General features: G+C 40.6%; 27 protein-coding genes. 11 read left to right on the top strand and 16 right to left on the bottom strand.

The window, feature by feature from the left end; translation table 11 throughout:
- Positions 1 to 16: 16 nt before the first annotated feature.
- The gene (gene ctlX, locus ACSLUF_RS13055) at positions 17 to 946 is read left to right on the top strand and encodes a citrulline utilization hydrolase CtlX (RefSeq protein WP_435625841.1); all 930 of its coding nucleotides are present in this window, start codon (positions 17 to 19) and stop codon (positions 944 to 946) included.
- A gap of 33 nt (positions 947 to 979) precedes the next feature.
- Here ctlX and ACSLUF_RS13050 read toward each other — a convergent pair whose 3' ends face one another.
- Entirely contained in the window at positions 980 to 1,168 is a 189-nt protein-coding gene (locus ACSLUF_RS13050; protein ID WP_435623226.1) for a hypothetical protein, read from the bottom strand.
- A gap of 123 nt (positions 1,169 to 1,291) precedes the next feature.
- On the opposite strand from ACSLUF_RS13050, the gene ACSLUF_RS13045 reads away from it, so the two are divergent.
- The gene (locus tag ACSLUF_RS13045) at positions 1,292 to 1,687 is read left to right on the top strand and encodes an RDD family protein (RefSeq protein WP_435623225.1); all 396 of its coding nucleotides are present in this window, start codon (positions 1,292 to 1,294) and stop codon (positions 1,685 to 1,687) included.
- A 177-nt stretch (positions 1,688 to 1,864) separates the two neighbouring features.
- On the opposite strand, the gene ACSLUF_RS13040 is transcribed toward ACSLUF_RS13045, so the two are convergent.
- From ACSLUF_RS13040 to ACSLUF_RS13025, 4 genes are all read right to left on the bottom strand, one after another.
- The gene (locus tag ACSLUF_RS13040) at positions 1,865 to 3,364 is read right to left on the bottom strand and encodes a carboxypeptidase-like regulatory domain-containing protein (RefSeq protein ID WP_435623224.1); all 1,500 of its coding nucleotides are present in this window, start codon (positions 3,362 to 3,364) and stop codon (positions 1,865 to 1,867) included.
- A gap of 110 nt (positions 3,365 to 3,474) precedes the next feature.
- Positions 3,475 to 4,899 (bottom strand): SDR family oxidoreductase, encoded by a 1,425-nt coding sequence (locus ACSLUF_RS13035; RefSeq protein WP_435623223.1) that lies wholly within the window; start codon positions 4,897 to 4,899, stop codon positions 3,475 to 3,477.
- Positions 4,899 to 5,408, bottom strand: coding sequence for a DUF1648 domain-containing protein (locus tag ACSLUF_RS13030; protein WP_435623222.1), 510 nt, complete (start codon positions 5,406 to 5,408; stop codon positions 4,899 to 4,901). Before ACSLUF_RS13030 ends, ACSLUF_RS13035 begins: the two co-directional genes overlap by 1 nt.
- A gap of 32 nt (positions 5,409 to 5,440) precedes the next feature.
- Complete coding sequence (locus ACSLUF_RS13025; protein WP_435623221.1) at positions 5,441 to 5,866, bottom strand: hypothetical protein; 426 nt, start codon at positions 5,864 to 5,866, stop codon at positions 5,441 to 5,443.
- Between the two features lie 104 nt (positions 5,867 to 5,970).
- Between ACSLUF_RS13025 and argS the strand changes: the two genes are divergently transcribed.
- Positions 5,971 to 7,749, top strand: coding sequence for an arginine--tRNA ligase (gene argS, locus ACSLUF_RS13020; RefSeq protein ID WP_435623220.1), 1,779 nt, complete (start codon positions 5,971 to 5,973; stop codon positions 7,747 to 7,749).
- On the top strand, positions 7,749 to 8,579 hold the full coding sequence (locus tag ACSLUF_RS13015) for a zinc-dependent peptidase (RefSeq protein ID WP_435623219.1): 831 nt from the start codon (positions 7,749 to 7,751) through the stop codon (positions 8,577 to 8,579). Before argS ends, ACSLUF_RS13015 begins: the two co-directional genes overlap by 1 nt.
- 46 nt (positions 8,580 to 8,625) lie before the next feature.
- Here the strand turns inward: ACSLUF_RS13015 and ACSLUF_RS13010 are convergent, their stop codons facing one another.
- Positions 8,626 to 9,354 (bottom strand): bacteriorhodopsin-like, encoded by a 729-nt coding sequence (locus ACSLUF_RS13010; protein WP_435623218.1) that lies wholly within the window; start codon positions 9,352 to 9,354, stop codon positions 8,626 to 8,628.
- Positions 9,355 to 9,467: 113 nt separating this feature from the next.
- Between ACSLUF_RS13010 and ACSLUF_RS13005 the strand changes: the two genes are divergently transcribed.
- Positions 9,468 to 10,346 (top strand): Brp/Blh family beta-carotene 15,15'-dioxygenase, encoded by an 879-nt coding sequence (locus ACSLUF_RS13005; protein WP_435623217.1) that lies wholly within the window; start codon positions 9,468 to 9,470, stop codon positions 10,344 to 10,346.
- On the opposite strand, the gene ACSLUF_RS13000 is transcribed toward ACSLUF_RS13005, so the two are convergent.
- From ACSLUF_RS13000 to ACSLUF_RS12990, 3 genes are all read right to left on the bottom strand, one after another.
- Positions 10,343 to 12,910: a TonB-dependent receptor gene (locus ACSLUF_RS13000; protein ID WP_435623216.1), complete on the bottom strand. Its 2,568-nt coding sequence runs from the start codon at positions 12,908 to 12,910 to the stop codon at positions 10,343 to 10,345. The genes ACSLUF_RS13005 and ACSLUF_RS13000 overlap by 4 nt on opposite strands.
- Positions 12,888 to 13,802 carry a FecR family protein gene (locus ACSLUF_RS12995; protein WP_435623215.1) on the bottom strand — a complete coding sequence of 305 codons (915 nt, stop codon included), beginning with the start codon at positions 13,800 to 13,802 and terminating at the stop codon, positions 12,888 to 12,890. Before ACSLUF_RS12995 ends, ACSLUF_RS13000 begins: the two co-directional genes overlap by 23 nt.
- A gap of 128 nt (positions 13,803 to 13,930) precedes the next feature.
- Entirely contained in the window at positions 13,931 to 14,428 is a 498-nt protein-coding gene (locus tag ACSLUF_RS12990; protein ID WP_435623214.1) for an RNA polymerase sigma factor, read from the bottom strand.
- A 112-nt stretch (positions 14,429 to 14,540) separates the two neighbouring features.
- Between ACSLUF_RS12990 and ACSLUF_RS12985 the strand changes: the two genes are divergently transcribed.
- The 3 genes from ACSLUF_RS12985 (at position 14,541) to ACSLUF_RS12975 (ending at position 18,687) form a co-directional block, all read left to right on the top strand.
- A complete protein-coding gene (locus ACSLUF_RS12985; RefSeq protein ID WP_435623213.1) occupies positions 14,541 to 16,340 on the top strand; it encodes a hypothetical protein in 1,800 nt (599 codons plus the stop codon).
- A gap of 97 nt (positions 16,341 to 16,437) precedes the next feature.
- A complete protein-coding gene (gene ffh / locus ACSLUF_RS12980; protein ID WP_435623212.1) occupies positions 16,438 to 17,766 on the top strand; it encodes a signal recognition particle protein in 1,329 nt (442 codons plus the stop codon).
- 33 nt (positions 17,767 to 17,799) lie between these two features.
- On the top strand, positions 17,800 to 18,687 hold the full coding sequence (locus ACSLUF_RS12975; protein ID WP_435623211.1) for a bifunctional 5,10-methylenetetrahydrofolate dehydrogenase/5,10-methenyltetrahydrofolate cyclohydrolase: 888 nt from the start codon (positions 17,800 to 17,802) through the stop codon (positions 18,685 to 18,687).
- On the opposite strand, the gene ACSLUF_RS12970 is transcribed toward ACSLUF_RS12975, so the two are convergent.
- Complete coding sequence (locus tag ACSLUF_RS12970) at positions 18,680 to 18,835, bottom strand: hypothetical protein (RefSeq protein ID WP_435623210.1); 156 nt, start codon at positions 18,833 to 18,835, stop codon at positions 18,680 to 18,682. The two genes, ACSLUF_RS12975 and ACSLUF_RS12970, sit on opposite strands and share 8 nt — an antisense overlap.
- A gap of 158 nt (positions 18,836 to 18,993) precedes the next feature.
- On the opposite strand from ACSLUF_RS12970, the gene ACSLUF_RS12965 reads away from it, so the two are divergent.
- On the top strand, positions 18,994 to 20,742 hold the full coding sequence (locus ACSLUF_RS12965; protein WP_435623209.1) for an alpha/beta hydrolase-fold protein: 1,749 nt from the start codon (positions 18,994 to 18,996) through the stop codon (positions 20,740 to 20,742).
- Positions 20,742 to 21,362, top strand: a complete 621-nt coding sequence (locus ACSLUF_RS12960) for a DUF2306 domain-containing protein (RefSeq protein WP_435623208.1) — start codon at positions 20,742 to 20,744, stop codon at positions 21,360 to 21,362. Before ACSLUF_RS12965 ends, ACSLUF_RS12960 begins: the two co-directional genes overlap by 1 nt.
- A gap of 1 nt (position 21,363) precedes the next feature.
- Here ACSLUF_RS12960 and ACSLUF_RS12955 read toward each other — a convergent pair whose 3' ends face one another.
- A complete protein-coding gene (locus tag ACSLUF_RS12955) occupies positions 21,364 to 21,786 on the bottom strand; it encodes a VOC family protein (RefSeq protein WP_435623207.1) in 423 nt (140 codons plus the stop codon).
- Between the two features lie 35 nt (positions 21,787 to 21,821).
- Entirely contained in the window at positions 21,822 to 22,661 is an 840-nt protein-coding gene (locus tag ACSLUF_RS12950) for an alpha/beta fold hydrolase (RefSeq protein WP_435623206.1), read from the bottom strand.
- A gap of 96 nt (positions 22,662 to 22,757) precedes the next feature.
- Here ACSLUF_RS12950 and ACSLUF_RS12945 point away from each other — a divergent pair, with 96 nt between their 5' ends.
- Positions 22,758 to 23,180 (top strand): winged helix-turn-helix transcriptional regulator, encoded by a 423-nt coding sequence (locus ACSLUF_RS12945; RefSeq protein WP_435623205.1) that lies wholly within the window; start codon positions 22,758 to 22,760, stop codon positions 23,178 to 23,180.
- Here the strand turns inward: ACSLUF_RS12945 and ACSLUF_RS12940 are convergent.
- The 4 genes from ACSLUF_RS12940 to ACSLUF_RS12925 are packed head-to-tail and all read right to left on the bottom strand — an operon-like array spanning position 23,177 to position 26,644.
- The gene (locus tag ACSLUF_RS12940) at positions 23,177 to 24,139 is read right to left on the bottom strand and encodes a YybH family protein (RefSeq protein WP_435623204.1); all 963 of its coding nucleotides are present in this window, start codon (positions 24,137 to 24,139) and stop codon (positions 23,177 to 23,179) included. The two genes, ACSLUF_RS12945 and ACSLUF_RS12940, sit on opposite strands and share 4 nt — an antisense overlap.
- A 60-nt stretch (positions 24,140 to 24,199) precedes the next feature.
- Positions 24,200 to 24,565, bottom strand: coding sequence for a cupin domain-containing protein (locus ACSLUF_RS12935; RefSeq protein ID WP_435623203.1), 366 nt, complete (start codon positions 24,563 to 24,565; stop codon positions 24,200 to 24,202).
- A 9-nt stretch (positions 24,566 to 24,574) separates the two neighbouring features.
- Positions 24,575 to 25,123, bottom strand: coding sequence for a hypothetical protein (locus tag ACSLUF_RS12930; RefSeq protein WP_435623202.1), 549 nt, complete (start codon positions 25,121 to 25,123; stop codon positions 24,575 to 24,577).
- A gap of 9 nt (positions 25,124 to 25,132) precedes the next feature.
- Positions 25,133 to 26,644: a helicase HerA-like domain-containing protein gene (locus ACSLUF_RS12925; protein ID WP_435623201.1), complete on the bottom strand. Its 1,512-nt coding sequence runs from the start codon at positions 26,642 to 26,644 to the stop codon at positions 25,133 to 25,135.
- Positions 26,645 to 26,653 lie beyond the last annotated feature (9 nt).

Genomic DNA, 26,653 nt, shown 5'->3' with positions numbered 1-26,653 from the left:
ATTTTATTCCAAATTCATGCAGATTACGAATACCATTTTGATGATTCGCCCCGTGGCCTTTCGAATGAACGAGCAGACTGCCGTGAACAACTATTTTCAGGAAACCCTTGAGATTACCAACGAGGAAATCAATAAGAAAGCCCAAAAGGAGTTCGACACTTTTGTGGAAGTGCTCCGAGGAAATGGTGTGGAAGTAATTGTAGTGGAAGACACTAAAGAGCGGGATACGCCCGACTCCATTTTTCCAAACAATTGGGTCTCGTTTCATGCTAGTGGGACGGTGGCCGTATACCCGATGTTTGCCAAAAATCGAAGGAGAGAGCGTAGGGAGGATATTTTTGATGTATTGGAAGAGCATGGTTTTCTTATTGAAAACATTATAGATTACACTGGGGCTGAAGAAGAGGGTGTTTTTTTGGAGGGAACGGGCAGTATCCTTAAGGACCGAGTACACCAAAAAGCGTATTGCGCCTTATCTGAACGGGCCCACGAAGACCTTTTTATTGAGTTCTGTGAGGATTTTGATTGTTTCCCGGTATTGTTTACGGCCAACCAAACCGTAGATGGCGAACGAAAACCCATTTACCACACCAATGTGATGATGGCCATGGCAGAGAACTTTGCGGTGATTTGCTTGGACGCTATTGATGATAAGAAAGAGCGCAAAAACGTGGTGGAACACCTCAAAAAGGATGGCAAACAGGTCATATCCATTACGGAAACCCAAATGCATGCGTTTGCTGGGAATATGTTACAGGTAATTGGTGCCAACGACCAGCGTTTGATGGTGATGAGTACCCAGGCCTATAACAGCCTGCGACAAGATCAAATTGATGCTATTACCCAACATTGTGAGATTGTACACAGCCCATTGGATACTATTGAAACCTGTGGGGGAGGTTCTGCCCGTTGCATGATGGCCGAGGTGTTTTTGCCTAAAGCATGATCATTACCCTGAACTGGTTTCAGGGTGTTTTATTTAGCTGGCCCTTAATATAGTAATCATTCCCCTCAACGCGCTCACCACATCCTGCACTTCCCGTTTTTCAAAGGTGTTTTCTTCCAAATAAAAGAGCATTTCTATCCCAACATCCAGTACTTGGGCTAGCTTTTTTGGGGAACCGTAGGTATCCTCAATCCAGTTTTTTATAGCTTCTTCTTTGCTCATTTTTAAAATTTTATAAGCAAGAAAGGATTTTGGTTTAAGGTGATACATGCCATAAATGACAAGTGCAAAAAGTCAGGCAAAACCTAATAAAAGTGGTATCTTTCCTAAACCAACCTATACTCTATGAAAAAAGAATATGCTCTTTTACCCGACCGTGTTAAAGCAGCTTTTATTGATGCGGTAATTCTGGTGGCCTCAATGTATTTGACCTCAGAGATCTTAAATCTCTTTGATTCAGTTCCTGATTATGTAAGGATTTCCCTTTTCATTGCATTCACTTTTCTGTATGAGCCCATCTTTGTTTCAGTTTTCGGACAAACATTGGGTCATTCCTATAGTGGCATTCGTGTAGAACGGGACAATGATTCAGGGAAGCATGTTATTTTCCCTTTAGCGCTATTAAGGTCTATTATAAAATATATTTTGGGCTGGTTGTCTTTTCTAACGGTGACTGGAGATGAGCACAAAAAAGCTATCCACGACCATGCAGCTAAATCTATTGTGGTAAAGGACAATTAGTCTGTTCATTTTGTCTTGAAACAAAACGAACCAAAAATTCAAGAAGATTTCAAGGAAATTTTTGTGACGCATCACAAAATCGCTTACAAATCCTGTCACTCCATGCTCCTTTTTGCTTTGCAAAACGCACTTTCGTTTGATTTGAAGCTATTTCCGTTAAACCTTCACCCTTCTACTTTATTCCTCTTCAGCTGTAAACTCCCGAATCGCTTGGTTGGGTTCCATAATGGTGTAGCCTTCCCAGAACTCAGGGTTGTAAGCGGGCATATACGTAGCTTTTACACTTTTGTCTTCTTGTAGGCTTTCAAACTGTCCAGAGTCTATCAAGGTGTTGTTGTAGACTACCAATTCCCATTTGTTGGTGTTGGCCATCCTAAAATCGATATTAAGACGCAGTTCGTTCTGCTTGCGACGGCCCTTTACGTTTTTATTTTTTTCAATTACATCCAAAGGGCGGTCAAATCGGAACCAACGCCCAAAGCTGAAGTCCACAAACTTAAGTTCGTATTTGTTGTTGGACAGTTTGGTAAAGCGCATGGTACCCTTATATACGGTTTCGCGATAATAAATGCCCAGTAACCTGAAATTGCGGAGGTTTTTCAGGTTTACAAAGTCAATCTGCATAATGGCAAAGTCCTCAATGTTTACATAAAGCTTACCTCTAAAATCAGCACTACCCTTGGGTTCAAAACCAATTACGTAGACGCCACTATCATCAATATCCGCATAACCGTCTAACGTAAAGCGGTACTTGCGACTTTTGTCAATTACATTGAGTTTGCTGTCCTCAGCATAGTATACTTCACCCAACAATTCCTTAAAGATGCGTTTTTGGCCATCTACCAGCCCAGAAACGGTGTCCTTTCCCAACTCCCTTTCCAGTTCCTTCGCTTCTTCAGCCTCTATATCCGATAGTATGGAATCCACTTGCAACTTTTGGCTAAACAAGCCCGACTTTATCTTTAGATAAGAATCCTTTTTTACATTTTGTTTGAACATGGCCTCCATGCGTTCGCCCAAGTCTTCAAAAGAACCAATGTCCTTTTTGTCGTACAGTTCTGCGGCACGAATCACATTGGCTTTGTATTTCCCTTTGTTTTTATAAAAATCACCCAGAGCTTCAGTATAATGGTAGGAGTTTCGGGGAATAACCCCTGCAATGCTATCAATAAGCTCCTTGTCCAACTCCTCAATCGAGGACTTTTCAAAACCTAAATCCACTTTATGGATATTTCCAAAAATGGATTGTCTCAAAAAATAACGCTGTTTTACAGGCTGGTCATTGGTGTTTTGTAGTAAACGCTCTTTTACTTTTCGCATAATCTCGTCTACGTCCAATTCCTTATCAAAAAGGTAGACCCCGCTCAATTCAATATTTTTGGGACGTACGGTGATGACCGAATCCTGAAGTTGTTCCAAGGTAAATCCAATTTTTTCATACCCCAGGGATGAAATATAAACGGAATCTAAAGCGAGAGAATCTTTTTCTAGCATAAAGCTAAACCGACCTTCCTCATTGGTAATTACCCCTTGATTCTCCCCATATTGAACCGTAGCATAAGGGATACCTTTTTGGGTTTTGGCATCAATAAGTCGGGAACTTACAGTCTGTGCCATCAAAAAGGGCATAGACACAAAAGCAAGTGCAAAAAAGACAAGTGGTTTAGGTGCAGACATTGGGCTGTATTTGGCTATCATCAATATAAAGACATCAAAAGTAGGCAAAGGGTTGCCTGCACTTAGACGACTTTAACTTGATTTTATAACAGAAATGAGCGGAAATTATTTTAAGAATTCGCCAAGTTGCGAATCATACCCCCAAAAATGAAAAAATGAAAGGGTAGAACACTGTACCAATACAATCTACCTTTTAGGCCTTTGGGCCGGAAAGTAGCGGTTTGGTGCAAGACGTTGTTGTCATCGATATGGAATTCTAACCAGGCTTCACCAGGCAATCGCATTTCTGCAAACAGGAGCAAGCGTTTCTTCTGTTTATCAGCCAAAAGTACGCGCCAAAAGTCCAAGGCATCTCCTGGGAAAATCTTATCAGGGTGGGTACGTCCTCTTCGGAGTCCCGGACCACCGTTGAGTTTATCCAAAAACCCGCGGATTTTCCAGAGCCATCCACCATAATACCAGCCCGTTTCCCCACCAATTTTCCAAATGTTGTCCAAGGCCTTGTTCTCATCCTCGACCTTTAGGGTTTGCACGTCTTTGAGCACGCCAAACTTGGGTACTTGAATGTACTTTTCCAGGTTTTTGTTGAAATTTCCGCTTACCATACTGTCTTTCCAACTGCTCACGACCGAATTCTGGGCAATTTTTATAAAAGCCATATCGATTGCCTCTTTGTAGGTATGTGGTTGGATGCCTAATATGTCCTGAAGACGGGTATCTTCTGCAATGACCTCGATTTTCATGCTGTCCACTAAGTTCAATGCCAATTTGTAGGATGTTGAAGTCACAAAATAGAGCCAATATGAGGATAGCTTTGGAGTCATGACTGGAACGGTGTAAATCCAATTTTTAAAGCCCCGCGCTTCCGCATATTGATGCAGCATTTCTTTGTAGGTGAGCACATCAGGTCCGGCAATGTCAAAAGAATCATTATAGGTCTGTTCGTGGCCCAATACCCCCAACAGGAAATTAATGACATCCCGAATAGCAATGGGCTGGGTTTTGGTCAATACCCACTTTGGGGTTACCATTACCGGCAGTTTTTCACAGAGATCTCGAATAATCTCAAAAGAAGAGCTTCCCGAGCCTACTATGATTCCCGCTCGGAGCACGGTCAATGCAAAGGGGCCATCTTGGAGGATATTTTCGACATTTTTCCGGGACCAGAGGTGCTTGGATAGGTTTTGGTCGTTGACAATCCCGCTGAGGTAAATTACTTGTTTGATATTGGTTCTCGCTACATACGCATTGAAGTTCCGTGCAGCTTGGGCCTCCAATTCATCAAAATTTTTGGTAGTTACCGTCATCAGGTGAATCAGGAAATAGGCCACGTCAATGTCTTTGGGAAGTTTGTTTGGGGCTACTTCTTGAAGGAAATCGATTTCAATGACCTCTACTTTTTTACGGGTTTCTTTATCAATGGACAGTCGGGTTTCATCCCTTACGGCACAGACCACCTCATGACCCATTTCTAGAAGTCTGGGCAACAATCGCATACCTATATAACCGTTGGCACCGGTCAGCAGAATCTTCATTACTTAGGGATTTTATTCATGGCAAAAATGGATAGAAATGGGCCAACTGTAATTCCAATAACTAGGACCCAAAATACCAAGGGCAAGAATTCAGATGCAGTGAGATTAGCTTTGCAAACTACCATGATGGAAATAACCAGAAACAAAAGAGCAACAGCGAAATTTATAAGTACAATCATCCGAATGCCCAGAGCATATATTTTGGGTGCGTTGTTTTCGGTTACTGTTGTGGGGTAATTGAAGTTCCAGGGCTTTACCCTTTGTACTAAAAAAGCAAGCAAAGCGTACATCAAAAAGCTGATTATCAAAATGAACCAAATGGTGCTTTTACTTCCAAAACCATCAGCCTCTCCCCTGATGTTGAAATGTATGGGTATGGTTTCAGGAAGATTGGCAAAGGACAACCATACATAAACCGCATGGCACCCAATAAGAATCCAGCCCAGAAGTAGAATCATATGGTCTGTTCGATTGGGTTTTACTTCAATTTTTGGATGGTTTTGAAACATGGGCACTGTCTTGTTCTACCAATCTTTTAGATTTACAAATCCTCTATGGAAGTAGGCGTATTATCTGCTTTGTAATCCAAAAGCTTTCTAAAGTACTTCTGAATCGCTTTGGTATCTGATTTCACCTTGATAAAATAGTTGTCCCGATAAATGGAATATACGGCAAAATCACCCTTGTAAATGGACAACTTGTAATAGGGGATGACTAAACCATAGGTTTCCAAAAGAGAACGGAATCGGACAATGATACCTTTTGGGCGCATCTCAATGTTGCAGGTGTTGAGGTTGTTGTCTAAAATCAACAAATTTTGGATTTCGAGACTGGTTTCTGTAATGTGAAGCTTAGGCGACCCAATACCACCCATGGCAAAACGCTCTTTGAGCGTAAAGGGTTTACCTACTTCGGCATCAATTTTCTCAGTGATTTTTTTATCTGTGTAAGATACGTTCAGAAGCATGCTTAAAATTAACCAAAAACAACGGGTTTGTTAGGGCTGAAGCCTAATATTGTTGGTGGAAACGGGTAAAAAATATGTAGTTTTGCTGCCTCAAAACAGGTTTTATGGATTTACAGCCCTTGTTGGTGGAAAAAGTGAAGGAGGCCGTAACGCAGTTGTACGAAGTGGAAGTGCCATTGGTAGAATTTCAGCCTACACGAAAGGACTTTGAAGGGGATATTACGGTGGTCATTTTTCCAATGCTTCGGTACGTAAAAGGTAATCCTGTGGAAATAGGTTCCAAAATAGGGGAGTACTTGGAAGCACATGTGGCGGAAATAAGCAAGTACAATGTGGTCAAGGGTTTTTTGAACCTTTTGGTTTCTGACCTGTATTATCTAAATTTCTTCAATTCCATACGAAACGAAGAAAACTATGGTTTTGCTGAGTCCAATAGCAAGGATGCCATTATGGTGGAGTATTCTTCGCCCAATACCAATAAACCCTTGCATTTGGGTCATATTCGAAACAATTTGTTGGGGTATTCCGTTGCTGAAATACTAAAAGCTTCTGGCCATAAAGTGTACAAAACCCAAATTGTCAATGATAGAGGAATCCATATTTGTAAAAGTATGTTGGCATGGCAACGCTTTGGAAATGGAGAGACTCCCGAGAGTTCTGGCTTAAAGAGCGACCATTTAGTTGGAAAATATTATGTGGCCTTTGATAAGGCGTACAAAGCAGAAATATCCCAGCTTGAGGCTGAAGGAATAGATAAAAAAGAAGCCGAGAAAACCGCGCCTATCTTGTTAGAGGCACAGGCGATGCTTCGCAAATGGGAAGCAGGGGATGAGGAGGTAGTCAAGCTTTGGAAAATGATGAATGGCTGGGTATATGCTGGCTTTGACACCACGTATAGGAACCTAGGTGTGGATTTTGATAAGTTGTACTATGAAAGCGACACCTACTTGCTAGGCAAGGATGTCGTGGAGGAAGGTCTGAAAAAGGGAGTTTTCTTTAGAAAAGACGACGGTAGTGTTTGGATTGATTTGAGTGATGAGGGATTGGATGAGAAAATTGTGCTTCGCGCTGACGGAACCGCGGTTTACATGACCCAAGATATTGGAACCGCCATTCAACGGGTAACCGATTTTCCTGATATCAATGGGATGGTTTATACTGTGGGTAACGAACAGGATTATCACTTTAAAGTTCTGTTTTTGATTCTGAAGAAATTGGGCTATAACTGGGCAGAGCAATTATATCATCTGAGCTATGGTATGGTCGATTTACCCAGTGGGAAGATGAAGAGTAGGGAAGGTACTGTCGTGGATGCGGATGACCTAATTCAAAATATGGAAGAGACCGCGGGAGAGATTTCCAAGGAGCTAGGGAAATTGGATGGGTATTCTTCAGAAGAAAAGCAAAAACTATATCGTATTATTGGTTTAGGTGCCCTGAAATACTACATTTTAAAGGTGGACCCCAAGAAACGTATTCTTTTTAACCCTGAGGAATCAGTGGATTTTCAAGGGAATACGGGACCCTTTATTCAGTATACTTATGCTAGAATTCAGTCTATTTTAAGAAAAGCCGATTTTAAGGTCTCGACGGCGCTCGACCTATCTTTCACCTTACATGAAAAAGAAAAGGAACTGCTGAAACAAATCCAGCTTTTCCCAGAAACGCTGCAATTGGCCGCTGAGAATTTTAGTCCAGCGCTTATCGCCAACTACGTGTACGACTTAGTAAAGGAATTCAACTCGTTTTATCAGCAAGTCACCATTCTTGGGGAAACGGATGAGGTCAAGAAAGAATTTAGGGTTCAACTTTCCCAAAAAGTGGGAGAGGTCATTGAATCTGGATTTAGCTTATTAGGAATAAACGTACCTGAGCGCATGTAATGGAGGGTTTAGGGCTGTCAGAAACCGAGAAACAAATTGCCGCTCTGGTTTTGGCAATCGGCCTGATTTATGTGTTTGTTAGGGTAGGATATGAGTACATTTTAGGCGAACGATTCACCCTCTATCATGTTTTTCATCCCGTAAAAAGAATTAACAGCCAGGAAAGGCAGTTTATCAAAGATTTTTTAGTTCCCTATCACCAGTTTAACCCAGAAGAGAAAAAGGATTTTTTAAAGCGCTTTGCTTGGTTTAAATCAAAGAAACCCTTTGTTTTTTATGGTGGAATTGTCAATCAAGAGCAGATAAAAGCCTATGTGTCTGCATCGGCTGCTCTGATGACTATGGGTTTTCGGGACTATAGATTTGAACATTCTGTTTCAAGAGTTATTATTTATCCGGATAAATATTATTCCCGTATTGGTAGGAACCACCATATTGGGGAATTTAATCCCAACCTGAAAATATTGGTGTTTTCTGCAACGGATTTGGAGCGGGGTTTCAAGATTCCAAACGACAACCAGAATCTGGGTATCCATGAAATAGCGCACGCCTTGATGTATGAAACGCGCAGAAAAAGTACTTGGGAAGCGAGACGTTTCAAGGTAGGGCTGGCTCGAATCAAAAGAATTTACGAGCAAAATGAATTTCAAGAGAAATTGGCAGAATCCAATTATTTTAGAGCATATGGTAAGACCAACTTTTATGAGTTTTTTGCCGTAGTCATGGAAAACTTTGTTGAAACGCCAATGTATATGTCCAAAAACTACGCAGATATATTTGATACGGTATGCAGAATGTTGAATTTTGTCCCCTCTCTCAAAAGCAAATAAAAAAGCCATGCTATTGCATGGCTTTTCCAATAACCAACTAAATTAACTATGAATCAGAACTAGCTGTCACTGCCAAATTGTAAACAACCAATCCAAATCCAATTTTGTTGATGGCGTCACCGATGTTATAAACTACATCAAGGGCTAATCCGCCAAAAATACCTTCATACCATCCAGGTGTACCTGCCATATATCCAATTGGATAAATAGCCCATCCTACCAATACAAACCAGCACAAGGTTTTGTGGGCTTTTAGAACAGCGCCTCCAGCTTCTTGAGCCAATTTTTTCGCTTGTCCTAACCAAATATCATATACAATTACAAAGTAGGCGATACCTGAGATTAGACCCCAGATTTGTGCTTGGTCGCGATATACAGCTTCTCCAATATATCCAGTTACCAGCATTACTACGGAGAGGAAGATAAGCCTCCACATTAGGGATTTCTTGGCCCCGGCTACTTTTAAGATGAGGTAGAATTCCACACACATTAAAGGTACGGTCAAAATCCAGTCTACGTAACGGAAGAAAGTCGGAGACTCTGCATTGACTGCCCAGTAATCGCGCATGTACCAGTAGTGTACAGCGGCAATGAACGTAATTAGACCGGAAACCAAAATAGAGGTTTTCCATTTTTTGTCAAATCCGTTCATGGACAAGAAGAAGAAGGCTGAAGCAGCCATCATGGCCATACACCCTACAAAGAAGGTAAAGCCTACATAGTCATTAGTAGCTATCTTAGCTACCATAGGTAAAGATGTGAATAAATTTTCCATATATATATTAAGTTATTAGTTTTTGTTGAACCAAATGTATTAAAAATTAAACAGAATTTTATAATTTTGTTCATATTTTTTTACGAATGATTCAACAAAAGACATTGAATTTTATGAAACTAAAAAGTGGAATGATTGTGGCGACTGTCTTTTCCCTCTGGTTTTCAGTGTATTTTGATGAATATACGGAGGCAGCAATAGCGTATACTCTAATCATGAGTTTTGGGGTTTTGCATGGTGCCAACGACATCCGATTAATTCAAAGTATTAATTTAAATTATTCAAAATCAGTATTTTGTAAAATAGTTCTTATCTACGTATCTGTTGTTCTTAGTATTTTGATTCTGTTTTATTTATTTCCCATATTGGCGCTTTCCCTCTTTATTTTAGTAAGTGGATACCATTTTGGGGAACAACATTGGTCCCAAAGTGTTGTTGTTCACTCATTTTGGAACATCTTGTTTTACTCTCTTTATGGATTGTTTATTTTGTTCATGCTTTTCAATATAAAAAGTGAACAAGTGGTGCCAATATTGGAGGATGTTATGCAAATATCCATGCCTTTAGCGTTTTTTGATTATTCGATACTTTTTCTTGGATTAGGATTGTTGGCAATTGGCTCATACTATTTTCTGAATAAACGGGTCAAACGTAATCTTCTGGAGGAACTCTTTGTTTTAGTAGTCTTCTTCATCATTTTTAAGACTGCTTCCTTGTTATGGGGTTTTTGCATTTATTTCATAATATGGCATAGTATTCCTTCCTTGAAGGACCAAATGGATTATTTGTATGGAGAGTCGAATTGGAAAACCTTCGGGCGGTATGTGAAAGATTCTTTGCTCTATTGGATACTATCCATTATAGGTTTACTGGCACTCCTTTGGTTTTTGAATGGTAGTTCGGAAAATATGATAACGATATTGATTTATTTTCTAGCGGCTATCACTTTCCCTCATGTCATCGTGATGTCACGCTTAGAGCATAAGAACTAAAAGTTGATTCTAAAACTGAGATTTGGCGTAATACCCAAAGAAATATTCTCTACGGTTTCAATTTGATTATCATCAGCGACCCTATAATAGGTGTTTAGGATGTTTCTCCGATTGGTGACATTCAGCACGGATACGCCTGCATTGGCTTTCACGCGTCGACTGATATCAAACTTGTAAATGGCTGAAGCATCGGCACGGAAATATTCGGGTAATCTACTGGAGTTGGGTTCGCGAAAATTGATTTGCGCTGGAAATACGGAAGTATCCAATGCTTCGTCTCCTTCCATGGGTTCGGTAAAAGGCCTTCCGGTTCGGTAGTTTACGCCCAAACCTAGTTTTAAATTTCCATAGGTATAGGTTCCTGCTAGGGTCAAGGTGTGACGAATGTCCAGGTTGTTTGGAAAATTATTCGGGTCAATCGATTCAAAGGTATAGTCGTTTTTATTGTAGGTGTAACTGAACCAACTACTATAATTTTCACCTTTTTTGTTGATCAATAGCTCTATTCCACCAACATTATACAAACCAATTTCACCATTGAATTGGTTTTGGTTTTGGAAACCTTGGGTGCTCGTGCTGATACCTTCCACACGCTTATAAAAACCTTCGATTCCCAAATAGAAGTCGTTTTTTTCATAATTAAGCCCGACAGAGACTTGCCTGCTTTGTGTAACGGGAAGTGAAGCATCATCAGAAAGTACCCAACGTCTTTTCTCGATACCTAGAAAGTTTTGCTCCAAATCTACTACTTGATTGGTGGTCTGGCTCTTGAATTCCCCCAAAACTTGTGCCCGTAAATAGTTGGCGACCCTGAAATTGATGTTCAACCGAGGTTCAACCAAAAATCTATTAAAAGTCCTCAAGTTTTCGATATAGTTTATTCTTGCACCAATTCGTCCTATGAAGTGCTTGTTTTCCGTTGCATAGGATAGATCAGTATGAGGTGCATGGATACGAATAACTCCCTTTATGTTGCTTCCAAAAGGAGGTTGGGTGATATTGGTGGTATTCCGTATTCCGGTTTCAATAAATTGATACCCGTTGCTCCAATGTAAGCGTTCCGAAAACCTGTATGTAGTATTCAACTTCAAGGCGGATTCCTCCACTTGGTTGTTTTGAAAGAGTAATTGTATCTGGTTGGCAAAAAGATTCTGTGCGTCGAGGTTGTAGCGAGTGTAATACACATTCAGATTACTGGAAAGTTGGTCTGTCCATCTGCTGGCTAGCTGTGCTCCAACCGAAAAATTGGTTTGGTCCAGCAGGCTATTGGTTGTTTCGTCGGTATCCAGATTGGTTTCCTCAAAGTTTAGGTCATTGTTGATGTTGATAAAGTTTAAGCGTAATTTTTGATTTTCATTAATATCGTAGAGTAGCTTTGCTGTAAAATCGTAAAAGAAGAAATTCTCCTCCCTTCTGAAGGCCTGGTCTAGCCTAAGATTGTTTTCATCAATTACTTCTGTATCCTGGAATGCACGGTCAAAAAAACGGTCGTAGGTTGGAGTGTTTAGAAAATCCGTAGTAGATCTCCTTGCGGAGAATTGTAAGGCCACATTGTCTTTTAAAGGTATTTGCCCATATAAATCCCCACTAATAAAATTAAAACCTGCTCCCCCGAAGAAGGTGTCCGATATTTCGTTGTTGGTTTCCATTTGGATGACGCTGCTTACCCCGTCCCCATAATTTGAAGGAGTTCCATTGGTAATAATGGTAACCTTATCCGTTAAATAGGGATTAAAAGCAGAAATCAATCCGAAGAAGTGTCCAGATTGATACATTTTGATGCCATTCCACAAAATAAGGTTCTGGTCATTGGTGCCCCCACGAACATTGATGTCGGAAACGGTTTCATCCACACTTTTGATTCCGGGCAATGCCTGTACGGTTTGAAGTACATCAGGCTCTATGAGTCCTGGAAGAATTCCAAAATCCGCTGTGTTTAAGGTTATGCTTGCATCTTCTTCTTTGATAATACCTGTAGTTAAAAATTTGTATACCGTAACTTCCTTAAGCTGTTGGTAATTTTGGGCCAATAGGATTTTAGGACATTCTTTTCCTGTGATCAACTTCTCTACCGAAACATATTGAGTTACAAAACCCAAAAACCTGACTTTTAAAGAGGCGTTTCTAGGAATGTCTTCCAGTTTAAAATTTCCCTCCATATCTGTGGTTAGCGCTATTTCCGAATCCAAAACTTCCACGGTAGCACCCATGACTGTATTTTCGGCAAAATTGTCGAGCACCTTTCCGCAGACATCAACCAGACTTTCCTTTACTATGGAATAATAGCGATCACTAAGTTTTTCAAGCTTTATCTGGAATTCATTTTCAAGGAATGACAGGATATCGTCCAGTGCCACAATATTGTCGGGAATGGTTGTATCCAAGTTCTCAATATCCTTGTCGATGTATGAAAACTTAATGTTGAACTGGTCCTCAAGTCCTTTTAGGATAGTAATAACTGGACGCGCGGTATTTTGCGAAGTTTGGGCCATTGCAAAAAATGGCAAAAACATCACAAGCAAAAAGAAGAACTTTCTAAACCTACTGATTGGTGTTCTCAGCATAGAAAAGTACATTATTACCCTCATTTTGGAATTTGATTCTAGATGGGGTAGCTATACTTTTTAACGCCATTTTTAAGTCTGTGTTGCTAAACGTGCCCGTAAAAAGTAAATTGGCATCTACATTTTTGGTGCTTACGGAGATATTGTATTGTCTTTCAAGCTCATTGAAGACATATTTAAGCGGAATGCTCTTAAAAGAACTTTCATTTCTGGTCCATGAAGGCTGGGAAGCATTGGACTCTTCTACATCTATTACTTTTCCATCGATAACCAGAAAAGAGGTCCCAGCGGGTAACTGTTTTTTGATATCCTTGTAGTCCACTTGGACCAAACCTTCAAAACAATTGACCTCAAAAAAACCATCCCGGTTTTCAACATTAAATTGGGTTCCTAACACGGAAACACTGCCCTGGGTGGTAGTTACTGTAAATTTCTTTCCTTTGGCTACCTTAAAAAAGGCCTCTCCTTTAAGATTAATTTCTCTGTTAGTATCCCAACTTTTCTCACTGAAGGTGACTTTGGAGTCAGCATTTAAGATAACTTCAGACTGATCTGGAAGTAACAACTCGTTATTTTCCGCCAGTTCTGTGGAGTACGAAGTATTGGAAAAATTCAGATAGAGATACGAGCCTGTGATGAGGATAACAATGGCAGCGGCAATGCGTAAAAACCTTTTATAGGGTTTCATAGCAATAACCTTTGTTGAGGTTTGCGAACGATTAGCTTTCAGCTGCTCCAACGTATTCTCCACATCAAAATCGGGAGTTCTCAAAGAAGCAGATACCTCTTTAAGTTTCTCATAGGAAGCATACTCTTCCGAAGATTTGAACTTTGCAAGTTCTTCATCGGAAAGCTCACCATTAAGCCATTTTGCTAAAAAATTTTCCTGCATGATTTCCAGGCTTTACCTTAATATAACAACTACGTTTAAAAATACCCTACTTTTTCAATTCACAATCTTCACTTTTCGATAAACAACATAAAATTTTGAGCAGTGCACAATTCCACATTGTTTATTGATCAAATTCCGTCAATTTGTTCACGCAATGCTTTTAGCGCCAAATGCATTCGTTTTTCAATGGCCTTTACACTTACTCCTTCCATTTCAGCAATCTCGGCATACTTTTTTCCATCAATTCGATTTAGGAGAAAAGTGGTTCTTTGATTCTCGGGCAAACTGTTTATGGCATTGTCCAGTTTTTGTTTATATTCTTTCTCTTCGAGCAAAAATTCGGGAGACTCGTTGGATTGTTCTTTACCTGTCTCCGCATACTTCAATCGTATTTTTTCGGCTTTAAGCACATTCAAATACATATTGTTGGCCACGGTATACAGATAGGATTTTGCTTTTTCTGGAGTGACTTTGCTACAATTCTCCCAAAGCTTCACAAAGGCTTCCTGTACTGCATCGTTTGCTTTTTCTTCATTTCCAAACTTATAATATATATAGTTGAAAAGCGTTTTTGAGGTAGCCCTAAATATGGAGCTATAAACCTGGTCTTCGCAAACGTTGCTCATTTAAAGAGGTGTGTTGATTTTCAAATATATCTTAAAAAAATGGAAGATGAAGTAGGGTTTTTTATTTGAGAATTGTTCTAGGAGTGTACCAAGAAACAAAATCCAAATCGTTATGAAAAATGTATTCAACAAACTAGTACTGACTAACCTCCTTGCTATGGCTCTGCTGTTCACCGCTTGTCAGGAGGAATTTGAAGAAGTAGGAGGGGACACACAAGAAACTATCGCAGCGAATTCCAACACAGCTGTTTTGATAGAAAACACAGCCACAAAAGATGGTTCTTTTGACAATATCGTCGATGGAGCAAGTTGTTTGGCTATTAAATTTCCATATACTGTAGAAGTAAACGGTATTCAAATTACCATTGATTCTATAGAAGATTTACATGCCATCGAAGAAATCTTTGATGAATTTGATACTGATGAAGATATCCTTGATATTTTATTTCCCATCACTATTACCTTCGGAGATTTCACTGAGTTGGTTATAGAAAACATAGGTCAATTACGTGAATTGGCAGAGCAGTGTAGAGAAGGTGGAGATGATGATGATATTGAATGTATCGACTTTGTTTATCCAATTACTTTGTTCACTTTCGATATTAATGAGCAATTGACTGGTGAAGTTACCGTGAATAATGACATGGAGCTCAGAAGGTTTTTTGCTGGTTTGGAAGAAGATGAGCTAGTAAGTATTCAATTTCCTTTGACTTTGAAGAAGTTTGATGGAACTGAAATAGTTGTGGATAGTAATGCCCAATTGGCGGCTGCTTTAGAAAGAGCTAAAGATGAGTGTGATGAGGATGATGATGATGATTTTAATGATGACGACTTCACTAAAGAAAGACTGGACCATTTGTTGGTAGAATGCCCATGGGAGATTCGAGAAGTAATTCGTATGAGCACAGACCAAACCGGTCAATACCTAGAAAATACCCTTGATTTCGCAGAAGATGGAAGTGTTGTATATACGGACGGTGCAGGAAGGATGATTACTGGAGAATGGTCTACTAGAGTAACCGATGATGGTGTAGCCCTAAATTTAATGTTCACTGAGCTGATTGACTTCACTTTGGAATGGTTGGTTTATGAAATTGGAGAACATAAAATCAAATTATACTCAGATGATGGAAACAAAATCGTGTTGAGACAACATTGCCCGGATGATGATGGTGGTAATGGCGGTGGAAACGGTATTATCAGCGTAGAAACCTTGACCAATGCTTTGTTGGAATGTGATTGGATTATTAAGAAAGTTACCAATCAGGGAGAAGAAGTTGAAAGGTTATTAGGTTACGAATTCACTTTCATCGAGGACGGTACACTAACCGTAGGTAATGGAGTTACTTCTTTCCAAGGTACTTGGGAAATCGTATCGAATGACGATAATGTTCGCACTTTGAAAATTAATATTGGTGATGAGCCAGCGGTATCATTTGAATGGCCCTTGACAGATATTGACGGACCTAGTATTGCAGGATCAACACGATTAGTATTCTTCGATGAAAATGCTGATTACAAGATGGTTCTTGAAAAGGAATGCGATGACAGTGCAGGTGATAACGATGTAGCTGAAATTAGAAATATAATGCAAGGAGGAGACTGGAATGTTGCCCTGTATGATGACGAAGGTATGGACAGTACGGCGGATTACGCAGGCTTGGACTTCAGCTTTTCTATGATGAATGAGGTACAAGTTGCTATAAACGATGATCCGCAAATTTCAGGTCTCTGGAGGGTAATTAGAGATACTTCGGATAACCTTCTGTTTTTCTTAACCTTCGATGACGATGGAATTTATGGAGAATTAACCGAAGCTTGGTATATCTCTGAAGTAAGCGCTAATAGAATTGAACTAGTCTATGAAGACGAAACTGTGAATTTCAAAACTTTGGTTTTTGAAAAACCATAACCAATTTCCCCAATAATCACGGAAAGGACGGTCCTCCCCAAGGCCGTCCTTTTCTTTTTATTCGTAACTTTGGCGTCTTCAAAAATGACAAAAGCCGATGTTCGATAATTTAAGTGATAAACTGGACAAAGCCCTACACGTACTCAAGGGCCATGGTCAAATAACAGAGATCAATGTTGCGGAAACCATAAAGGAAATCCGTAGGGCTCTGTTGGATGCGGATGTCAATTTTAAAATTGCCAAAGAATTTACCAATAAGGTCAGGGAAAAGGCCATGGGCCAAAACGTATTGACCAACCTTCAGCCAGGCCAGCTTATGGTCAAGATTGTCAAGGATGAGCTAACCCAATTAATGGGAGGCGAAGCAGAGGGCATTGACTTATCTGGAAACCCTTCAGTGATTTTAATGTCAGGGCTACAAGGTTCCGGTAAGACCACGTTTTCCGGTAAACTGGCAAACTATCTCAAGAACAAGAAGACTAAAAAGCCGCTTTTGGTGGCCTGTGATGTATATCGTCCAGCTGCGATTGACCAATTGCATGTGGTTGGGGAACAAATAGGGGTAGAAGTATATTCTGATAGAGGAAATAATGACCCCGTTGCAATTGCAAAAGCGGGAATCCAACATGCAAAAAGCAATGGTTGCAATGTGGTGATTATCGATACCGCTGGTCGATTGGCAGTGGATGAGCAGATGATGACTGAAATTGCCAACATTCACAAGGCAGTTGCACCACAGGAAACCCTGTTTGTGGTGGATTCCATGACAGGGCAGGATGCCGTGAATACCGCTAAAGCCTTTAATGATGTACTGAATTTTGATGGTGTCATCCTTACGAAATTAGATGGTGATACCCGCGGTGGTGCTGCAATTTCCATTAAATCCGTGGTGGACAAACCTATCAAGTTCATCGGTACCGGTGAGAAGATGGAAGCCATTGACGTGTTCTATCCTGCGCGTATGGCCGACCGAATTTTGGGTATGGGGGATGTGGTTTCCTTGGTGGAGCGTGCCCAAGAACAGTTCGATGAAGAACAGGCCCGAAAAATTCAAAAGAAAATAGCAAAAAACCGTTTTGGGTTTGATGACTTCCTAAGCCAGATTCAGCAAATCAAGAAAATGGGGAACATGAAGGACCTCATGGGTATGATTCCTGGTGTTGGAAAGGCCATGAAAGGGATGGACATCGACGATGATGCCTTCAAACACATTGAGGCCATTATCCATTCCATGACTCCGGATGAGCGTTCCAATCCTTCAAAATTGAATGCAAGCCGCAAAAAACGAATCGCTTTGGGTAGTGGACGGTCCATTCAAGAAGTGAACCAACTGCTGAAACAATTTCAACAAATGAGTAAAATGATGAAAATGATGCAAGGCGGTGGGGGCAAAAAGATGATGCAGATGATGCAGAATATGCGATAGAAAGCGAATTCCAAACAAGAGACTAAGAACACTATGGAAATACTGGACGGGAAAAAAGTATCCAACGACATCAAAGATGAAATCGCTGCTGAGGTAACTAAAATGAAGGAACGTGGCGAAAAAGTCCCTCATTTGGCAGCTGTTATTGTTGGAAATGATGGGGCTAGCCTAACCTACGTAGGAAGCAAAGTACGAGCCTGTAAACGCATTGGTTTTGAATCTACCTTGATACAACTACCCAATACAACAAGTGAAATTGAGTTGTTAAAAACCATAGATGAATTGAACACCAATTCAGATATTGATGGGTTTATCGTTCAGTTGCCACTTCCTGACCAAATCGATACCCAAAAAGTAATCATGGCTATTGACCCAGATAAGGACGTGGATGGATTCCATCCCACAAACTTCGGAAAAATGGCCTTGGACATGAGTACCTTTATTCCGGCCACCCCGTTCGGGATTTTAGAATTGCTCGACCGATACAATATTGAAACCCAGGGAAAACATACGGTGGTTATTGGACGTAGCCACATTGTGGGTCGACCCATGAGTATTTTGATGGGGAGAAAAGGATTTCCTGGAAACTCAACCGTTACCCAAACCCATAGCCGCACCAATAACATTGAAAAAGTTATTGCCGAAGCGGATATTGTGATTTCTGCCTTGGGAATTCCTCATTTTGTAAAAGCTGATATGGTAAAGGAAGGTGCGGTAGTAATTGATGTAGGGATTACCCGAGTTCCTGACGAAACCAAGGAGAAAGGCTATTACATTACCGGTGATGTGGACTTTGAAAACGTGAGCAAAAAGGCATCGTACATCACACCAGTTCCTGGAGGTGTAGGTCCCATGACCATTGCTATGCTATTGAAAAATACTTTGTTGGCCCGAGAAAGGCACAGAGGCAAGGCTAGTTAGACGTTTGTTCTTCAGATTGAAGTAAAACACTCGCATCTTCTTCTTCCGGGGTAAGGATTTCAAATTCTGTTTCCCCTTCATCGTTGGTGCAACTGCCCAAAGCAAATCCAGCAAAAACCAGAGAAACCAAAAGTAGTATAGTTTTCATATTTGGGTAAAATTTAGGGTGCTATCTATTGGAACGCCAGATGGAGGTCATTTCATATCTTCAACCGTAACTTTTCGATGAATGGAATGGCCATGCAAAGCGCTGATTAGTGGAAATCTATGGCTAAATTCCGTATCTTCCAGTCAAACAACCCAATCATGAAACCACGGATAGCATTCCCATTTCTCTTCGCAGTCATTTTAGTTTCCTGCCAACCTAAAACCAACACTGACACTACTACCGGTACAGTGCCAATTATTAAAGTTTCCTTTTCGGATTCAGTAAGTTCGGAAAGTCTGGATGGCCGTTTGTTGCTGATGTTTGCCTCTGACGAAACCAAGGAGCCTCGGTTTCAGATTAGCGCCGGTTTGAATGCGCAACCCATTTACGGAATGGATGTGGAGGGAATGCAACCCAATCAAAGAAAAACATTTGATAATTCCATTTTTGGTTTCCCCTATGCCAATTTAGCTGAATTGCCCGAAGGTGAGTATTATGTACAGGCACTATTACATGTTTATGAGACTTTTGAATTGTCAACAGGCCATACAGTGAAGCTACCCATGGATAATGGAGAAGGGCAACAATGGAATCGTTCGCCAGGAAATTTATACAGTAAACCGATTAAGGTTGAAATCAAAAAAGGGGAAATTCAGCATATAGAATTGGTAATGAACGAAGTGATTCCTCCAATTGAAGAACCGGAGGATACCGAATGGATAAAGCACATCAAGATAAAATCCGAAAAACTATCCGAGTTTTGGGGTAGGGATATGTATTTAGGGGCGCATATACTTTTACCCAAAGGTTTTGAGGAACATCCGGAGGCGAAATATCCTCTTATGATTTTCCATGGTCATTTTCCCAGCGACTTTGGCGGATTTAGAACCACTCCGCCAGACCCAAATATGGAACCTGACTATTCTGCAAGATTTGATGTTGAAGGGTATAACATCATCCAGCAACAAGAAGCCTATGATTTCTATAAACGTTGGAATGAACCGGATTTTCCTCGTTTTTTGATTATCGAAATACAGCATCCTACACCCTATTATGATGATTCCTATGCCGTAAACTCAGCGAGTCAAGGTCCGTATGGTGATGCCATTACTCATGAGCTCATCCCCTATATCGAAAAGGAATTTAGAGGAATGGGTGAGGGATGGTCCCGCTTTTTGTATGGTGGTTCCACAGGAGGCTGGGAAGCGCTGGCTGTTCAGGTGAAATATCCCGATGAATACAACGGTTGCTTTGCGGCTTGTCCTGACCCTATCGATTTTCGTGCGTATTGCTTAACGGATATCTACAAAGATAAAAACGCCTATTACTACCCTTCAGAACACAAACTAACCGAAGTTCCCGGTCATCGAGACTATCTGGGACATGTGCAAAACAGCACTAGGGAATACAATCATCTGGAGTTAGTACTCGGAACAAAATCGCGTTCAGGACAACAGTGGGATATTTGGGAGGCTACTTACTCTCCACAGGGTGAAGACGGTTATCCAGTGCGATTATGGGATAAAATGACCGGTGAAATAAACCACGAAGTTGCTGAATATTGGAAAGAGAACTATGATTTGCGATATATCTTGGAACGGGATTGGGATAAATTGGGAGATAAGCTCAAAGGTAAGATTCATATCTATTGCGGCGATATGGATAATTACTATCTAAATAATGCCGTCTATTTGATGGAGGACTTTTTGGAAAGTACAACGGACCCGTATTATGCGGGCGAAGTGGATTATGGGGATAGAGCCGAACATTGTTGGAATGGGGACCATGAAAATCCCAATCACATCAGCAGGTTGAGATACAATTCCATGTATGTGCCGAAAATTATGAAACGGATTATGGAGTCTGCCCCCCAAGGTGCAGATTTAACCAGCTGGAGATATCAATAATGAACAGAACGAACAAAGTTGCTTGGGTTGTATTTGCCTTTTTGGCAATAGGGGTTGGTTTGTATCCGCTACTGTATTTGGTGGCAGATAGTAAAATAGGGCTACTACAAAGCAAAAGTGATGCGCTTTTGGCCAATACCTTTTGGAACATTGGTTTTTATGGGCACATCACCTTTGGAGGAATAGCACTCCTTACCGGTTGGTCGCAATTCAGCCAAAAACTGAGAAAGAAAAGAATCCAATTGCATAGAAATCTGGGTAAGGTATATGTGGTAGCGGCGTTTGTAAGTGGTATCTGTGGAGTATATATTGGTTTTTATGCCACAGGTGGATTCATAACGTCTGCAGGGTTCATTGCTTTGGGTTTGATTTGGTTATTCACTACGGGGAGGGCATATCAAGCCATTCGGGACAAGGATTTATCCTTACACCAAGGGATGATGATTTATAGTTACGCTGCGTGTTTTGCGGCTGTCACTTTGCGAATTTGGTTACCTATTTTGACAGCCACCGTTGGAAACTTTATCGTAGCCTATAAAATAGTGGCATGGCTCTGTTGGGTGCCAAATATGGTTTTTGCCTATTTCTGGGTAAGAAAAAAAGGATTACAGATTGGATAGTCTACTTAGCAAACAATTGCCCCATATCCTTGAATGCCTTGAATTCTAGGGCATTTCCAGCCGGGTCAAGGAAAAACATTGTGGCTTGTTCGCCCACTTCACCTTCAAAACGGATGTAGGGTTCAATGATGAACTTTATGTTTTTGTCCTTTAAATTTTGAGAAAAGGTTTGAAAGGTATCCCACGGAAGAACAACACCATAATGCGGGACTGGAACGTTTTTACCATCCACTGGATTCGTATGCAATTCCTCTTCAGATTTGGGCTTGTAATGAATAACCACTTGGTGGCCAAACAGATTAAAATCTACCCAATGGTCGCTGCTACGGCCTTCTTCGCAACCTAGCACTTCACGATAAAAAGTTCTGCATTCATCCAAATTATGCACTGGAATGGCAACATGGAACGGGGTAACGGTCGACATGATAAATTCTTTTAGGGAAAATTACCCTTTCTTTTTCACGCCTGCAAAAAATCAATAATCTGATTGTTCACATCTTCTTGATGCATGGAGTGACCCAATCCATCGGTGCTTACCAGTTCACTGTTTTTCCAAGATTTATGTACTTTTTCTGAAGCATGATAGGGGGCTATAGCATCCAAGCGATCGTGGAACAACAAGCCTTTTTTAGCATTGGATTTGGCAAATTCCGAAGTGGAAAAATCTCGAATGTGGAACCCGAACCGGTTAAAGATGTAACGGTCAATATGTCCCATGAATCTATCACTAAATTTTAGGATTTTTTGAAATTGATCCATAATCTCATGGAATTCCGAAGGAGAACCGATGGTTACAATTTTTTCTACTTCCAGATTGGGATTTTTATACTCGTTGTACATTAGAGTCATGCCCCCTACGGAATGCCCAATGACATACTTGGGATTGTAGGTATTGACCATATGATGAACCGCTTCTTCATACAAAGGCACGTAGAGCAATTTTCCCGAAGAATGACCATGGGATGGTGCATCAAAGGCCACTATATTATAATCAGCTTCCTGGAGTTTTTGGATAAGGTTTCGCCATCGAAAGGTGTTGCTTTCCCAGCCATGGACCAATAGCACGGTTTCTTTTTGACCTGGCCAAGTATACGATTGCAATTGGTGCCCGGAAACGTCCTCAATCCTATTTTTTGCCTTTTCCAAATAATCTGCTTGTTGAGGCAAAACTCTTCCTTTTCGGACCGTACAAAAGAGGACAAACGCTTTGTGCGCTGTCTTTTGGGGAACAAAAAAAGAAAGAAGGTTAAAATATTGCCCGTAAAGCGGGGGGAGAATTTTGGCTACGATTTTTTTCATTTGGTTACTTTTTGTAACTTACTCTATAAAAGAGAGTAAAAATACAGGTATTTTTTTAAAATTTTCAAGGTAACTCAGTAAAAATCAGGTGATACAATGGAAACTGTTGTTGATAATCAGAAGGTTAGAATTACAAAAAAATTGGAAAAAATGTTCGGTCATATTGATTACAAACATCCTCCAGAACTTTGTCCAGTGCGCGATGTTATGTCCGTTGCATCTGACCAATGGAGTACATTGATTATCTTATGGTTGGCCTATTTTGGAACGCTTCGGTTCAATAAGCTCAAAAAGTATGTGTATGGCATCTCCAACAAAGTATTAAGCCAACGTTTGAAAGTTTTGGAAGCTGATGGCTATATTTCTCGAAAAGCCTATGCCGAAGTCCCGATTCGAGTAGAGTATAGTTTAACGGAGTTCGGTCATTCCTATGTGGAAAAACTGTTGGAATTGACCGAATGGATGCAGACAAACTCTCCCAAAGTTTTGGCCAATCGTGAAAAGTATGGATTAGTTTAGTCCCGTACCCGATTCCAGATATCCAGGTACATTTTCCAATCCCCGTTCTCTTTTTTCCATACCACCACATATTTTCCCTTCCAATTGGAAACCTCTCCGTCTTCGTTTTTACTGGAACCCGAATAATAACCATAGTCATAAGCACTGTTCCCAATAAAGGTGATTTCTTCCGGTACAATTTTATGGGTCAAAACCTCCGAACTGCTCCCTGCAGCCCACCATTTTTTAATGTTTTCCCTTCCGGAAACAATAGGTAGGTTATTTGGAAATATTTTGCCATCCTGTGTATAGCTTTGTGCCATCGTCTCAAAATCTTTATTGATGTAAGCTTGGGAGAAATTCTGAACGGCGGATTGTATTTTGGTTTTTTCGGATTCATTGGTGGTTACTAATTTGCCATTGGAACAATCAATTTTCCACGTTGGAAATACTATCGATTCCGTTTTGTCAACCCATTCCCCGACCCATTTAAATCCATCGGAGTTAATCTCATAAAATGTCAACCTATAAGAGCCATCCATACCATTTGGCGCTTTTTGCTCCCTGTACAAAACAATGGTTCCGTCTTCTTTTTTGTTTCCCTCCCAAGCAGGCAAGGTAGTAGAAGGGGATGAAGTACTGTAATAATGCACATACCATTTTGTACTATCGGCTATAAACTGACGTATACTTCCTGAATGACTACCATCCGCTTTTAAGGTTTCATCTTGAACGGCAGTTCCATTCATGATGTACTTAAATTTCCAAACCATGTCTTCAGGTTCTGCCCACGTTTGGTCTGGTTTCCTCCTTTCCGATTTACATTGGCATTCCCCAATCAATGGGGCAAAGTCCAAAAGTTGCTCTGGCGCTTCCGGATTGGGTAACCCATAGGGATTTTCATCGGAAGGTTCATAAACATACTGCGCACTTACGAAGAGCGGAAACCATACGAAAAGAAGGAAGGCTAGGAGTTTCATATTGTTTTGATTGATTTCCCCAAATTACCAATAAAACTTCAATGATAAAAAAGAACGATTCTAACTTTCCCTATGAACTGCGGTTATGCTAAAGGCGGGAAGACAAATGGAGACATATTCGCACTCCTCATCAAAGGGGTTGGAGTATTGAACACGAGTATGTCCATCTACCATGATGGATTCTCCAGCTTTGAGAACAATTGTTTCATCATCAATAATAAATTGTTTTCTGCCTCTTACTACTAAAGTATATTCAGCAAATTCCGGGGTTTGGAAGGGTTCGCTCCATCCGGGAGGAGCTACCATATGGGCAATGCTTATATTCTGGTTTCCATCCGTAGCCAAACCAAAGTGTTCGGCAATATGTTTTCCATCATCCGTTGGAACTATGAAAGGGGTTTTTTGTAGCGTATATTTTTTACTCATTGCACGGTTTTAATCCCATCCGAGCATGAGATATTTGATTTTCGCCTCATCTGGAATTTGTACCTCCTCAATACTTGAAGTGGTATATCGAAGACTCGCTGGAAGGTCTTCTTTGTCCAATGTAAAATAGAGATTACTTTGCTTAGGAAAAATCACAACGCTATTTAAGGTGGTCACTATTTTTTTGATGCCATAGTTGGCCTTGATTTCTTTAAAGGTACTTTGAAGGCCAACCCCACTTTCCGTTAGATATCTTGCGTCAAAAACTCGAATGTTTTCTATAGTGGGGATGCTATCTTGATTTGGAGTAAGGGTCAACAAATGCTTCCCTCCTTTTTCAAAAATCTTGATTTTCCTGAAAGCTTCCCCTAATTTCGGTCCAGAGGTATCCCTGACCACTGAATCTTTTGTAAAAACGGACTCAACATCCGAGGCCGGGGTTTGTTTTAAGAGTGGACCGATACGCTCTTCTCCAATGACAAAGGTTTCATCTTTTTCTTCACAGGAAGTAAGAAGTACAAAACTGAAAACAAGCAAGGCTAAGGCTGTTCTTTTCATGATGGGCAATTATCGTATGACTTTCTTCAATACTCCAAGCACACCTCGAATAAATGTTGCACTGGTCAAGACCTTTACAACCGGATTCATGCGGGTACTTCGACTACGGGAAGACGTTCTTCGTGTTGTGGTTTTTCGTTCTTTTTCTTTTTCGGCCTCTTTTTCAGCTTTTTCTATTTTTTCATTCAACACTTCATAAGCACTTTCCCTATCAATCTCTTCATTGTATTTTTTAACCAACTTTGATTTCCCAATCGCTTCTTCCAATTCAGAAGGAGTCAAGACATCCATTCGACTCATAGGTGCGCGAAGTAAGGTTGCCGCCAGGGGAGTTGGCCTTCCTTTTTCATCCAAGGCAGAAATAAGCGCTTCACCAATTCCCAAGGAAGTCAACACCTCTTTGGTATCGTAAAACTCAGAATCTGGATAGTTTTCCGCAGTAAGTTTTATGGCTTTTCGGTCCTTAGCGGTAAAAGCACGAAGGGCATGTTGGACTTTTAGCCCAAGCTGCGCCAAAACGTCATCTGGAACATCCGTGGGGTTTTGCGTAACAAAATAGAGTCCAATGCCTTTGGAACGGATCAGTTTTACAATACTTTCAATTTGGTCCAACAAAGCTTTGGAAGCTTCCTTAAAAATGAGATGTGCCTCATCAATAAACAAAATCAATTCGGGCCGATCACTATCACCTTGTTCAGGAAAAGTACCATAAATTTCCGCAAGTAAGCTCAGCATAAAAGTGGAGAACAATTTGGGTCTGTCTTGGATATCGGTCAAGCGGATAATGTTGATAAATCCTCTTCCATTTTCATCAATTCGAACCAAATCATCCACCTCAAACGATTTCTCCCCAAAGAAAAGTTCAGCACCTTGTTGTTCCAATTCAATGATCTTTCTCAAGATGGTTCCCGTTGAACTCGTTGAAATTCTTCCATATTGGGATTGAAATTCTTTTTTTCCTTCCCCTGTGGCATATTGCAGTACCTTTTTAAAATCCTTCAAATCAAGCAAGGGTAGTTTGTTGTCATCACAATACTTGAAAACTACGGCTACTATGCCTTCTTGAGTAACGGTAAGGTCCAAAATTCGAGACAGTAAAACCGGTCCAAACTCAGAAACAGTTGCGCGTAATCGAACACCATCTTGTTCCGAAAGCGTAAGAATTTCAACGGGAAATCCACTAGGCTCAAAAGGCAATCCAATTTTTTCATGGCGCTCATCGATTTTAGGATGTCCAGGACTGGGTTGGGCAATACCACTGAGATCTCCTTTAAGGTCCATCAACAATACGGGAATGCCCTTATTGGAAAGATTTTCCGCAATAACCTGAAGCGTTTTGGTTTTTCCCGTACCCGTGGCACCAGCAATAAGTCCGTGGCGGTTTAAGGTTTTCAAAGGTACCTTTACAAAGGCGTTGGTCACGGTCTCTCCATCCACCATGCCTGCTCCCATAGTAATGTAATCGCCTTTGGTGGCATATCCTTTTTCAATGTGCGCCAAGAATTCCTCTTTCCTACCCATACAGTTCAA

This window comes from Flagellimonas sp. (genome assembly GCF_965601775.1).
Classification (GTDB): domain Bacteria; phylum Bacteroidota; class Bacteroidia; order Flavobacteriales; family Flavobacteriaceae; genus Flagellimonas.
The sequence above is the reverse complement of the archived record's forward strand: the minus strand, read 5'-3'. Positions and strand labels throughout refer to the sequence as shown.